Source organism: Magnetococcales bacterium (genome assembly GCA_015228815.1).
Lineage (GTDB): Bacteria > Pseudomonadota > Magnetococcia > Magnetococcales > UBA8363 > UBA8363.
The window spans coordinates 1-12764 of the sequence record JADGCV010000046.1; the positions used below are offsets into that span (position 1 = coordinate 1).

8 protein-coding genes are annotated in these 12764 nt (G+C 55.5%); 5 read left to right on the plus strand and 3 right to left on the minus strand.

Annotated features, from left to right (window positions below):
- Positions 1-443: 443 nt before the first annotated feature.
- Positions 444-2813 carry a TonB-dependent receptor gene (locus HQL76_15350; GenBank protein MBF0110543.1) on the minus strand — a complete coding sequence of 790 codons (2370 nt, stop codon included), beginning with the start codon at positions 2811-2813 and terminating at the stop codon, positions 444-446.
- 289 nt (positions 2814-3102) lie between these two features.
- Positions 3103-5478 carry a TonB-dependent receptor gene (locus HQL76_15355; GenBank protein MBF0110544.1) on the minus strand — a complete coding sequence of 792 codons (2376 nt, stop codon included), beginning with the start codon at positions 5476-5478 and terminating at the stop codon, positions 3103-3105.
- A gap of 659 nt (positions 5479-6137) precedes the next feature.
- Between HQL76_15355 and HQL76_15360 the strand changes: the two genes are divergently transcribed.
- The 5 genes from HQL76_15360 to cyoE all read left to right on the plus strand — a co-directional run bounded on the left by HQL76_15360 (position 6138) and on the right by cyoE (position 11249).
- Positions 6138-6902: a heme-copper oxidase subunit III gene (locus HQL76_15360; protein MBF0110545.1), complete on the plus strand. Its 765-nt coding sequence runs from the start codon at positions 6138-6140 to the stop codon at positions 6900-6902.
- Between the two features lie 75 nt (positions 6903-6977).
- The gene (locus HQL76_15365) at positions 6978-7802 is read left to right on the plus strand and encodes an SCO family protein (protein MBF0110546.1); all 825 of its coding nucleotides are present in this window, start codon (positions 6978-6980) and stop codon (positions 7800-7802) included.
- Position 7803: 1 nt separating this feature from the next.
- The gene (locus tag HQL76_15370) at positions 7804-8526 is read left to right on the plus strand and encodes a cytochrome c oxidase subunit II (protein ID MBF0110547.1); all 723 of its coding nucleotides are present in this window, start codon (positions 7804-7806) and stop codon (positions 8524-8526) included.
- Positions 8527-8563: 37 nt separating this feature from the next.
- The gene (locus tag HQL76_15375; GenBank protein MBF0110548.1) at positions 8564-10168 is read left to right on the plus strand and encodes a cbb3-type cytochrome c oxidase subunit I; all 1605 of its coding nucleotides are present in this window, start codon (positions 8564-8566) and stop codon (positions 10166-10168) included.
- Between the two features lie 229 nt (positions 10169-10397).
- Positions 10398-11249, plus strand: a complete 852-nt coding sequence (gene cyoE, locus HQL76_15380; GenBank protein ID MBF0110549.1) for a protoheme IX farnesyltransferase — start codon at positions 10398-10400, stop codon at positions 11247-11249.
- A 61-nt stretch (positions 11250-11310) separates the two neighbouring features.
- Here cyoE and HQL76_15385 read toward each other — a convergent pair whose 3' ends face one another.
- Complete coding sequence (locus HQL76_15385; GenBank protein MBF0110550.1) at positions 11311-12684, minus strand: cbb3-type cytochrome c oxidase subunit I; 1374 nt, start codon at positions 12682-12684, stop codon at positions 11311-11313.
- Positions 12685-12764: the final 80 nt, after the last annotated feature.

Below are 12764 nucleotides of genomic sequence, written 5' to 3' on the forward strand. Positions count from 1 at the left end.
CCATGAATTCCCCGACAATTTCCATGGTGATCACCTCGCTATCCGATAATGCTGGTGCGAAGCCTCTTTTACGAAGGCGGCGCGAGCCAAACAATTCATGAAAAAAATTGTCTACCGTGCAGTACACGGAGATGATAAAATCTCCTAGCGGCATGGCCCGGTCCTCCTATCTGATTGTGTTTACTCAAACACAGGAGTAACTGTTCAGACCCCTCCTGGATTTTTTTCTCCTTGCCAGTTTTCAAGACTGGTGCAATCAACCGATCCGTCAACGCACCATACTCTGTAATGCGCCAAGAATCCGCCAACGGTGCCAACACTGTCGCCAAAAGCAAACGCCTGTTCCCTTGCCTCTGCCCCACATCCTACGGGAGAAGGGAAAAAAGCAAGGTGGGGTCTGAACGGTTATGAATGAAACGTCGGCGTGGATGAGGTTTCGACCTTCAGAAACTGACGGTCATGCCGCCATAAATGGTCCTTCCCATTCCCGGAACCGAAGTGCCCCAGGCCAGGGAGGTTCCCATGCTTGCTCCTTGTCCGACATAGGCGCCGCCGAGGGGAAGATTGTAAAACTGATCCAGGGTGTTTTCGACGCCAAAATCAAGGCGGAACCGATCCCATTCATAACTGGTGCGCAGATTGAGCAGCCCATACCCACCCGTCTTGACCTCGTTGCGGGTTTGGGAAACATCGTCCTTGGGGGCGACCAGGATTTCTTCGATGGTGTTGGTCCAGCGGTCCTTTTCGTGAACCAGGGATAATTTACCGTTCAGTGGCATGATGTTGTACAGGTTGTCGCCGGTGGTCTTGTTTTCGCCGCCGACATGGTTGAGGGCATGATTGGAGGTGAACCGACCGTAGTCTTCGGTGTCGGCCAGAAGCAGATGGCTCGAAAGATCCAACCCGAAGAGGTCGGCGGATTGATTGACGAATTGCAGGTAGACGAAACCGGTGGTGGCGGTCAGGCTCTTGACGACGTTGCTCGTGCTGCTCGACGTGGTTCCATTGGGGTTGGTACATACATCGGCGGGACAGCGTTGCACGTCGATGTAATCCTCGATATGGGTGAAGTAGGGGGTTACCTTGAGTCCCCACCGATCCTTGGCGCGGCCATGGAAATTGGCGGTGGCGCTGAAGGTGTGGGCGGTCTCGGGTTCAAGGTTCAGATTGCCGAGATAATAGTTGCCATCCCCGGCCAGGTTGATCATTTCCATCGCCATGGTGGTGGTGGACCAGGAATAACGCTCGTAGAGGTTGGGAGAACGCATCTTGCGGGCATAGCCGGTTTCGAGGGTGTAACGGGCGCCGGGGGTATAACGGACAAGGGCGGTCAGGTCCAGGTTGTTGTCGGTGCGGTTTCGGTCGGCGGCATTGAATTTTCCCGGAACGCTGGTGGGGCTGGCCGGGTCGCCGTAGACGCCCATTCCGGTGCTGACGTTATTGTAGCCCTGGATCGTTCCCGTATCCATGAAAACGTTATCATTGCGGATGCCCATCTGGGTGAGCCATTGCGGGTTCCATCGCGCCTCCCACTCGGCGTAGACATCCAGGCGGTCGCGCTGGCCATCGTTGATGTTCCAGAAGGTGTTCGGCGCCATTCCCCCATAGGTGAAACCGGCGGGCAGTACCGAGGGTGACGGCGGCCACCAGTCATCCAGACGGTACCGTTGTCCCTCGATGCCCAACCGGAGAAGATCGCGCTCCGACAGGATGATTTCTCCCTTGATTTCGGCCCCAAGTGTTTGACCGTCGGTATTCATGGGCATTCCGGGGGCCTTGAGTCCTGTCGAAGTGGTATACAGGAATTGTTTGTCATCGGCAAAATCCATGCGGTGACGGGTATTCTCGTCATAGAGCCGTGTCTGGAGTGTTCCCCAGCGATAGGTTCCTGTGTAGTGAAGGTTGCCCAGAATGGATTCGTTCAAGGTCATGTCCATGCGCTGATTGGGAAAGCCTTGATAGGGGATATCCTGGAAATCGAGTTTTAATTCGAGGATGTGGCGATCATGGCGTGCCGCCAGTCCCAGTTCATGGTTGTGTACTTTGTATCTGGAGGAGCCGACCTCATCCCCGTCGAGCCAGTCGCGATCGGTGGCGGCAAGTCCGGAGGCCTTGAACGCCTTGGCTGCCTGGTAGTTTTTCGATTGTGCCGTCGATCCGGCATAGGACATGCCGAATTTTTCCCCAGCGGCCTTGAGGGACAGATTGCCACCGAAGGCCGATCCGTTGCTGCGATAGAAGGTGCCAGCCTTGCCTTTGAACAGGGTTTCCGCGCCGGGGGCGGCGAATTCGGGCGGGGCGGAATCGACCTGGATCGTGCCGCCGATGCTGTCGCCGCCGACACTGACGGGGGTGATTCCGGCAAAAACCTCGACGCTGTGGACATTGGTCGGATCGATGTAGGACAGAGGTGGGTTCATGTGGTTGGGGCAGGATGAAATCAGATCGATACCGTTGACCTTGGTCCGCAGGCGATCGTCGGCCATGCCGTGCAGGACCGGAAGACTCGATACCCCGCCACCTGTTTGCAGGCTCACCCCCGGAATGTCCCTGAGAAGCGAGGCCGCATCGTTCGTCGCGGGAAGGAGGGGCGTCAATGCGGATGCGTCACGGAACAGACCGGAGGCGTTCGTTTCCGTGATCCTGGGCGCGGTGACCTCGACCTCTTGCAGGACCGGGACCTGTCGGGTTTCCTTTTCCGTGGAGGAATCCTGTTTGGCAATTGTGCCTTGGGCCGCCGCAAGATGTGTCGCCAGGGTCAAAGAAAGTCCGATTCCAAGCGACAGGACTCGGTTGAAAGGAAGAAAAGACATCAAGTTGGCTCCAATGGTTGATCGTGGTCCGGGGCGAAAGAAAATGACCAGGGACGATCAGCAATTGAAGGGCCAGTAAAAAAATACGTAATAATATATGGATATATAAAATGAAGAGATGTCGGTCGTGTGGTATGACACGCTTTCATGCGGTTTCACGCAGTGGATTCGTGTTCTTAAGACATGTCGAGAAGATTGGCGCCCCAATCCCCGAAGGGAATTGGGGCGTCGGCGTTGGCGGCGGTGTTCCTGGGCTGATTGGCATGTGTTTATTTTATTGTGTTTTATTTCAGAACGTGACGGAGAGTCCGCCAAGGAATGTCCTTCCCATTCCGGGGACGGGCGTTCCCCAGGGGACAACGCCGCCCGACATGGTCGCCCCCTGACCGACATAGGCGCCACCAAGGGGAAGATTGTAGAATTGATCCAGGGTGTTTTCGATTCCGAAATCAAGGCGGAACCGATCCCATTCATAACTGGTGCGCAGATTGAGCAGCCCATATCCACCCGTCTTGACCTCGTTGCGGGTTTGGGAAACATCGTCTTTGGGGGCGACCAGTATTTCTTCGATGGTGTTGGTCCAGCGATCCTTTTCGTGGACCAGGGAGAGTTTTCCGTTCAAAGGCATGATGTTGTACAGATTGTCGCCCGTGGTCTTGTTTTCGCCGACGACATGGTTCAAGGCGTGGTGGGAGGTGAAACGGCCATAGTCGTCGCTGTCGGCGAGAAGATAGTGACTGGAAAGGTCGAGGCCGAAGAGTTCCGCCGATTGATTGACGAACTGTAGATAGACGAAACCGGTGGTGGCGGTCAGGCTCTTGACGACGGCGCTTGTGCTGGTGGCGGAGGTGCCGTTGGGATTGGTGCAGACATCGGCCGGGCAACGTTGTACATCGATATAATCTTCGATGTGGGTATAGTAGGGTGTCACCTTCAAGCCCCATCGCCCCCTGGAACGCCCGTGAAAATCGACGGTGGCGCTGACGGTATGCGCGATCTCGGGATCCAGGTTCAGATTGCCGATATAATAGTTGCCATCCCCGGCCAGGTTGATCATTTCCATCACCATGGTGCTTGGGGACCAGGAGTAGCGTTCGTAGAGATTGGGTGAACGAACCTTGCGGGAGACGCCGGCTTCCAGGCTGTAGGTGGTCCCTGGGGTATAGCGCAGCAGGGCGGTCGCATCCAGGTTGTTGTCGGTGTGTTCGCGATCGGCGGCATTGAATTTTCCCGGAGGGCTGGTGGCGATCGTGGGATCCCCATAAACTCCCATGCCTGTTTGTAGGTTGTTGTATCCCTGTACCGTTCCGGTATCCATGAACACATTGTCGCTGCGGATTCCGGCCTGGGTAAGCCATTGTGGATTCCACCGGGCCTCCCATTCGGCGTAGGCGCCGAGGCGGTCGCGTTGGCCATCATTGATGTTCCAGAAGGTGTTCGGCGCCATGCCGCCGTAGGTATAACCGGCGGGAAGAACCTCGGGTGATGGCGGCCACCAGTCATCCAGCCGGTATCGTTGCCCCTCGATTCCCAGGCGCAGAAGATCGCGGTCCGAAAGGATGATCTCACCCTTGATTTCGGCCCCAAGCGTTTTTCCATCGGTGTTCATGGGCATTCCGTCGGCAAGGATGGTCGCGGCGCTTCCGTAGAAAAACTGTTTGTCCTGTTCAAAATCCATGCGATGGCGCGTGTGTTCGTCATAGAGACGCGCCTGGAGGGTTCCCCAGTCATAGGTCCCGGTATAGTGCAGATTGCCGAGGATGTTTTCGTTCAGGGTCATGTCCATGCGCTGGTTGGGATAGCCCTGATAGGGGATGTCCTGGAAGTCGAGTTTGAATTCGAGAAGATGACGATCATGGCGCGCCGCCATGCCAAGTTCATGGTTGTGTGCCAGGTATCTGGAGGAGCCGACTTCATCCCCGTCGAGCCAGCCGCGATCGGTGGCGGCAAGTCCGGAGGCCTTGAACGCCTTGGCTGCCTGGTAGTTTTTCGATTGTGCCGTCGATCCGGCATAGGACATGCCGAATTTTTCCCCCGCGGCCTTGAGGGACAGATTGCCACCGAAGGCCGATCCGTTGCTGCGATAGAAGGTGCCAGCCTTGCCTTTGAACAGGGTTTCCGCGCCGGGGGCGGCGAATTCTGGCGGGGCGGAATCGACCTGGATCGTGCCGCCGATGCTGTCGCCGCCGACACTGACGGGGGTGATTCCGGCAAAGACTTCGACGCTGTGTACATTGGTCGGATCGATGTAGGACAGCGGTGGGTTCATGTGGTTGGGGCAGGATGAAATCAGATCGATTCCATTGACCTTGGCACGCAGGCGATCGTCGGCGAGGCCGTGAATGACCGGAAGGTTCGATACACCTCCGCCCGTTTGCAGGCTGATTCCAGGAATGTCCCTGAGAAGCGAGGCCGCATCGTTCGTCGTGGGGAGAAGGGGGGTGAAATCGGCCTCGTCGAGGCGCAATCTCGTTCCGGTGGCAGGCCCGGTGATCCTTGGCGCGGTGACTTCGACTTCACGCAGGACCGGGACCGCGCCGGTTTCCTTTGTCGAAGAGGAATGACGTTCGGTGTTCGTGGTTTCCGCCGCCGCGAGGCTTGCCGCCAGAGTCAGGGGCAGTCCGATGCCCAGGGGCAGGACTCGGTTGAAGAGTGACAGGGACATTGAGGTTTGCTCCACATGGTGTTTGAGACTTGAACGGTGATCATTGCGACGCATGGTCTTTCGGCAAATGCTGTTCCAATAAATATATTGTTTAATTACAACATGATATACTCATTGGCCGTGATCGGGTTGTTTGAAATGACACAGTCTGACGCCTTATCGCCGGATGGGGCGATAAAAGTCCTGAAAGATCATGGAAAATCGATGGCCATGGACTGGCGCACTTTATAATGCGAGGATGAATAACATTAATTTATTGTCTAAAAATAAAATACAATTAATATTGTAGATTGCCAACAGATTGAACCGAAATTTCAGGGTTTTGACGGTATTTCGAATTGACAATGGCGGCGGGTGGGGTTAATTTGCGTTTGATCAAGTTCACCAACATGAGGGGGGTTCCACGGGTGCGCGGGTGTGGCAAATCACCCGGTTGTCGAAGTGGCCTTGTCATCGTCAACCAGACAGGACGGGATGGTTCGGGACGGAAGCTTGTTACAGGCTTCCTCGCGGGGATGGATCTGGTTTGGGGCCGGAAACCATTCGCGATGATGGGTCGGGTTGAATTGAATTTTCTACATTTGAAACAGCGATGATTGAGGTCGTGCCGTTTCTGTTCCATATAAATGAGGTCTGGGAATTCACCAAGGAGAGGACACATGTCTCACAGTACCACAGAGCATGCCCACCACTGGGAAGTCAGTTGGGCACCCATGGTTTTGACCGCCGGCATCCTGTTCTTGGTGCCGCTCACCTTCGCCGCCTGGTTCGTCTATCAGAACCAGTTGTATGCGACGGTGTTCGCGGGAATAGGCACGCCGCTGCTGCTGATCGGGGTTTCCAAATGGGTTTCCGAGGGGTTGAGTCACAAACCCCTTCTTGAGGGGGTGTCACCGAAGGCGTTGCCGATCTTCATCATTTCCGAGGTTTTCATCTTTCTTGGATTGTTCACCTCCTACTGGATGATGCGGTTGTCCGCCGGGGACCATTGGCCTCCCGCGGGAACTCCGGCGGAGATGAATCTGGCTCTGCCGCTCATCATGACGGTCATCCTGGTCGCTTCTTCCGTGACCTACCACATTGGCGAGCACAAACTGGATCATGGCGACGTTGGTGGTTTCCGGTCGTGGCTTTTGATCACGATCGTTCTGGGACTGACTTTCCTTGGATGCACCATCTACGAATACCAACATTTGATGCATGTCGGTTTTGTCCCTTCGACCAATGCCTACAGCACGGCGTTCTATTCGATCACCGGTTTTCATGCCTCCCATGTGATCGTCGGCCTGGGGATTTTCCTTGCGGTGCTGCTTCCGGCGCTGGCGAACAAGACCAACAAGTATTTTGCCTTTTGCGCCGGCCTGTACTGGCATTTTGTTGACGTGATCTGGTTCTTTGTCGCGACCCAGGTCTATTACTGGTGATCTTTTGTCCGAACGGTCGGCCTGTTCACAAGGCCGACCCGGCGCCAGGAAGGCTGCCAGGAAGGTTGTGGGACCATGTGGCGAAAATGGGCGTTTGGCGCGGCGGCATTGATCCTGGCCTTCATGGCATCCACCTCCAGCGCGGAATATTTCAGGCAGAAGGAATCGGATCTTGATCCAAAGATTTTTCGGATCGACGAACAAAAGTTCATGGGGGTCAAATTGGATCCCGCGCTCGAACTCCTGGATGAAGGGGGGCAGTCTCGGTCGTTGAAGGACATGCTGGGGAAGCCGACCATTCTGGTCTGGTCTTATTTTACCTGTGACGGCAGTTGTTCGGCGGTGAATGCGGAACTTCTGTCACTGGTGTCGCAGACGAAGGTGCAGACGATCGGCGAGGATTACCAGGTTTTGACCATCTCCTTCGATGCCAACGATACGTTGGATTCGATCAAGGAGTTCAAAAAGAAACTGGCCCTGCCGGAACCCATGGCGCAAAGCTGGAAGTTTTTTTTGTTCAAGGATCATGACAGAATCAAGGAGGTGACCTCCGGCACCGGGTTCAAGTTTTTCTGGGCGCCGCAGGATAAGACTTTTTATCACCCAAACGTTTTCATCTTTCTGACGGCGGAAGGACGGATCAGCCGCTATCTGTATGCCTTGATCAACACCCCGAAGGATTTGGGGCTGGCGGTTCTTGAATCGAGGCAGGGGAAGTTCAAGATCAACGAGACGATCGATTACGCCATCGGGCTTTGCTACAGCTACAATTACAAAGAGGGTCGTTATATTTTCAACATACCGATGTTTGTGGGGTTGGGTTCCTTGTTCTTGGGGATCTTCATATTCATCGGATCCGTGCTTTTCTACCGATTTCGAAAGACAAGGGAGGAAGGGTAACATGAAAGGGCGAATGGTCGCTTTATCGATGCCGGGGGTGCTGCTTCCAGGGGCGGCCTGGGCCGCGGATGCCGCAAAAATCGTGGATCCGGTGGAGAGTTGGAATCATCTGTGGCACGAGGTTCTCGTGGACCTTGTGATCATGGGGACGATCTTTGCGGCGCTGGCGGTGTACTGGCTGATCAAATATCGGGCGACCAGTCCGGATCAGGTGGGGCGTGGGCCGACCCTGTCCCGGGCGCAGGCCTGGTCCTGGGCGATGGTTCCCGCCTTCATTTTCATGGCCGACGACTTCTTCCTTGCCGCCAAGGGATGGACCGTCTGGAATACCTATCGCAAAGTTCCCGAGAATGCCTTGGAAATCAAGGTCACGGGAAATATGTGGTATTGGCAGTTCGAATATCCCAATGGCGTCACGACCACTTATGCCTACGATACCAAGGAAGGGGACGGCCTGATGGTTCCGGTCGGTACTCCGGTGGTGCTGCGCATGACCTCCAACGATGTGATTCATTCCTTCGGAATGCCCGAATACCGGGTCAAGGAGGACATGATGCCGGGGCGGATCACCTACATTTGGTTCTATCCCAAGGAAGAGAAGAAAACCTGGGTAACCTGCGTCGAATTCTGCGGCACGCTGCATTCACAGATGTATTCTCCGGTCGTTGCGGTCCCTCCCGCCAAATTCGATGCCTGGCTGCAACAAAAGAAGAGCACACTGTGACCGAGGTCAGGGCCTTTAATCAGGAAGGAAACGGAACATGAGTACAGCGTCACATGGGTTTAGCCTGAAAGAGTGGATTTTTACCACCGATCATAAACGAATCGGCGTCCTGTACCTGATCGGATCCATCGCGGCGTTCGCGGTGGCGGGTATCATGGCGCTGATGATCCGCATCGAACAGTCGAGTATCGGACCGACCCTGGTGACCGATGTCGCCACGGGGGGCAATCAGTACAATGTATGGTTGTATTTCCATGGCGCGGCCATGATCCTGGGCTTTTTGATTCCGGGATTGACCGGGTTTGCCGCCAACTATTTCCTGCCGCTCATGATCGGCGCCAAGGATGTCGCTTTTCCCCGGGTGAACGCCTTCAGCGTCTGGTTGTTCTATGCGGGAATCGTCCTGGCCCTGCTGACGTTCGTCGTCGGTGATCCGCCGGATGTGATGTGGACCGGCTATCCGCCCTATTCGGTTCTGACCTCGGGCAACACGGCGTTTTATGTCTTTACGGTTCACCTGCTGGGGTTTGCCTCGATCCTTGGGGCGGTCAACTTTCTGGTCACCGTGATCTACATGCGCGCTCCGGGGATGGGATGGAACCAGCTCAACATGTTCGTCTGGTCCACCGTGACCGCCTTCGTGATCCAATTGGTTTTCGTTCCCGTTCTGGCGGCTGCCGTGACCATGCTGCTGTTTGACAAATACCTTGGAACCCACTATTTCGACCCTTCCAATGGCGGGGACGTCCTGCTGTATCAAAATCTGTTCTGGTTCTATTCCCATCCTGCGGTGTATGTGATTCTGCTTCCGGCGCTTGGGATCCTGTTTGAAATCATCGCCACCTTCGCCAAAAACATGATTTTCAACTACAAGGCGGCGGTTTATGGCGGCATGTGGGGGATCGTGTTGATCTCGGGTGAGGTCTGGGTCCATCATTTGTACATCTCCGGCATGCCCGACTGGATCCGGATCGGTCAGATGGTGAGTACGCTGCTGATTTCGGTTCCGGTGGGTCTGCTGGCCATTTCGATGTTCGGGACCCTTTTCCGCGGGGCCATCACTTATCCGACACCGATGAAATATGCCACGGCGTGTCTGTTTCTCTTTCTGATCGGCGGTTTGACCGGAATCCCCCTGGCCATGACGGTGATGACGGTCCATTTGTCGGAGACGGCATTCGTTCATGCGCACTTCCACTACATCATGGGCATCTTCGCCACCTTCTCGGTGTTCGCGGCGGTCTACTACTGGTTCCCCAAGATGACTGGAAAAATGCCGGGCAAGAAGCTGGGGGATCTTGGATTCTGGTTCAACTTCATCGGCGTCAATGTGACCTTCTTTCCTCTGTTCCTGATCGGGTTCCAGGGGATGCCGCGGCGCTACTGGAACTATGAAATGTTTCCCGAATTCGAACCGATCCACAAGATTGCCATGATGGGGGCCATGATCGTGGCGGTGGGAATGCTCCTGACCATCGTCAACTGGATCATCAGTGCCATCAGTGGCGAAAAGGCCCCTGCCAATCCCTGGAATTCACGTTCCCTGGAATGGACCCATTGTCCCAACCCTCCGGGACCGGGTAACTTTCCCAAGGATGTGGTCGTGACCGCAGACTGGACGCCGTACAATTATGGCCGATAAACCTCCAATCAGGGGAAAGTGGATTCTTGCCGGAGTGTTGCTGCTGTTTGCCTTGGCAATCCATATCTCCATCTACTACAAGGTGACCCATTACGGTCCCTAGAGTGTCCCTTCGACTCCGGCCAGGGTTTTCTTCCTGGCCGGAGCGTCCGGAAGTGGTGCTGTCGCGTTGATTGTTTTTTTTATTTGTCAATGATCCATTCCATGACCTTTGCCTGCACACTGTGACATGCTGAACAGTTATCTGGAACTTCTCAAACTTCGCATTGGTGGAATGATCGCCTTGACGGCGGTCGTCGCCTATTTGGCGATGACGAAGGATGTCCGTTGGGACCATATTTTGTTGCTGATCGTGGTCATGCTGCTTGGTTCTTCGAGCTCGGCGGTTTTCAATCATTGGTATGACCGGGACATTGATCGCAGGATGGAGCGGACTGCCAAACGGCCCCTGGCTTCCGGGGCGTTGTCGCATCCGTCGCATGCCTTGTGGCTGGCGGGTATTCTTTTGGTATTGGGGGTGGTCCTGGCGGTGTGGTGGTTCAATTCCGTGGTCGGGCTTCATCTGTTCCTCGGGGCGTTTTTCTATGGTGTCGTTTACACGGTCTGGCTCAAGCGGCGCAGTTGGATGAACATTGTTCTCGGTGGCTTGGCCGGCAGTTTTGCCGTGTTGGCGGGGGCGGCTTCCGTCAATCCCGAACTGTGCGCCCTTCCTTTGTCATTGGCGGTTGTCCTGTTCTTTTGGACCCCTTCGCATTTCTGGAGCCTGGCGATCTTTCTGCGGGAGGATTATCGGAAGGTCGGGGTTCCCATGTTGCCGGTGGTCGTCGGCGAGAAGAAGACTGCCCTGTTTATCTTTGGCAATACCTTGTTGTTGGTATTGGCTTCGGTGATGGTATGGCATTTCAGTACTTTGGGATGGGTTTATCTGACAGGGGCGATTCTGGCGGGGCTGTTGTTTTTGATGGGTAACTGGAGTCTGATCCGGACGCCGACGCGGGAGATGGGGTGGCGCAATTTTATCGGATCGATGCGTTATCTGGGGATCCTGTTTCTGGCGATCGTCCTGGATGTCCATCTATAAAAAATGGTAACTGCCCAGGTACCTTTTCAATAACTAAACCCGGAGGGTACCTGGGCAGTTACTAGGTTTCTTCTGTTCGCCGCCGGAACGCGCCAAAGGCCAGAATCAGAAAAACGATGCCGCCGATCACGGCGACAATCCCTCCGAACCCCATGATCCACATTGGAATTTTTTCCGCGAGCGTTTCCAGTCCCTGGGCCGCCCCTGCCGTTTTTCTTTGAATGCCATGGCTTCCCGACCACGCCAAACCCAAAACATGCAGCATGGAACCAAAACTGTAGAGGATCAATTGCCGGGAGGCCCAGAGGGATGAAATCGGTTTTCCTCCCAGTCGCGGCAGCAAATGATAGGTCAGTCCCATGAAGGCAAGGGTGATGGAGACGATCGATCCGTGGTAATGTGCCGGAATGGTGACATTGACCCCCTGGATCAAAACGCCGATCATCCCCCCCAGTCCGAAGAGAACCAGGGAAAACAACAGCGCCAGTCGCTCTGGTCGCGATGCGGTGGGTTCGGTGTTGCCGCCGCGGCGGGTCAGAGTGAAAAGAAGGATCAGGGCCGCGGGGATGGCGGCAAGACCATTGCCATAGGCCATCAATTGGGTCATGGCGAGGCGGAAGTCGGGAGATTGAATGTCGAAAAGGGCGGTGAAGACCGGACCGCCAAGGGTGGGAATGGCGCCAAGAACGAAAAGAAATTTCAAGCCGTTGCCTGAAATTGTCTGTTTTTGATTCAGGGTCGAGGCGAGCCAGAACCAGGCGATGATTTCCAGTTGTGTGTAGGTGAACTGCAACAGATGTCCGGGTCCCCAGAAGAGAAGTTCGAAATAATGCGGACCGTCTTCGGTTAAAAGTCGCTCCGGGAGGAGGAGGTAACTCCAGGCCAGAAGGAGCAGGGCGAGGAAGGCGATGATCAGGCTGGTGGAAAGCCCGAACAGGAGGGATTGTTCTCCGGGGGTTTCCGCCGGGCGACGCCGGGTCAGGGAAAGAAAAGCCATGCCGTAAAAGCCGCTGGCGAACAGGCCGAGACCGGCGAGGAAGGCGGTATTGGCAAGGACGGGGACATAGTTGTTGAGGTAGGGCATGTCCTGGCCGAGAAAGGGGGAGAAGGTGATCAAAAGGGCGCCGGCGGTGGCGGCGGCAACGGTTGCGTGTGCGGTCCTTCGGACCTCGGGACGGAGGGTCATCGCCGAAAGAAATCCGGCGAACGATAGAAACCACACCAGAACCGACAGGTCCACATGGACCACCAGAGCGGTGCGAAACGATCCGGTCCAGGGGATGAGGTCGTGGATGACGGGCATCCGTGCGAGAATGATCAGGATGACGACCAGTCCCGCTCCCACGAGGGAACCAAGGGCCAGGAGAAGCCAGCCGCGGATGGCGGGGGCGTCCTCATTCGGGGGGATGGCGAGGGAAAAAGTGTTTTCGGACATGGCGGTCGGTCTGGTTTTCCGGGTATGTTAGAGGGATGCGTCGCTGTTGAAGGTTCCTGGTGCGGAAGAATGAATTTGGA

Excerpts from the sequence above, each read along its gene's own strand:
- HQL76_15360 (MBF0110545.1), top strand. The coding sequence starts at position 6,138 with ATGTCTCACAGTACCACAGAGCATGCCCACCACTGGGAAGTCAGTTGG.
- HQL76_15370 (MBF0110547.1), top strand. The coding sequence starts at position 7,804 with ATGAAAGGGCGAATGGTCGCTTTATCGATGCCGGGGGTGCTGCTTCCA.
- HQL76_15355 (MBF0110544.1), bottom strand. The coding sequence starts at position 5,478 with ATGTCCCTGTCACTCTTCAACCGAGTCCTGCCCCTGGGCATCGGACTG.
- HQL76_15375 (MBF0110548.1), top strand. The coding sequence starts at position 8,564 with ATGAGTACAGCGTCACATGGGTTTAGCCTGAAAGAGTGGATTTTTACC.
- cyoE (MBF0110549.1), top strand. The coding sequence starts at position 10,398 with ATGCTGAACAGTTATCTGGAACTTCTCAAACTTCGCATTGGTGGAATG.
- HQL76_15350 (MBF0110543.1), bottom strand. The coding sequence starts at position 2,813 with ATGTCTTTTCTTCCTTTCAACCGAGTCCTGTCGCTTGGAATCGGACTT.
- HQL76_15365 (MBF0110546.1), top strand. The coding sequence starts at position 6,978 with ATGTGGCGAAAATGGGCGTTTGGCGCGGCGGCATTGATCCTGGCCTTC.
- HQL76_15385 (MBF0110550.1), bottom strand. The coding sequence starts at position 12,684 with ATGTCCGAAAACACTTTTTCCCTCGCCATCCCCCCGAATGAGGACGCC.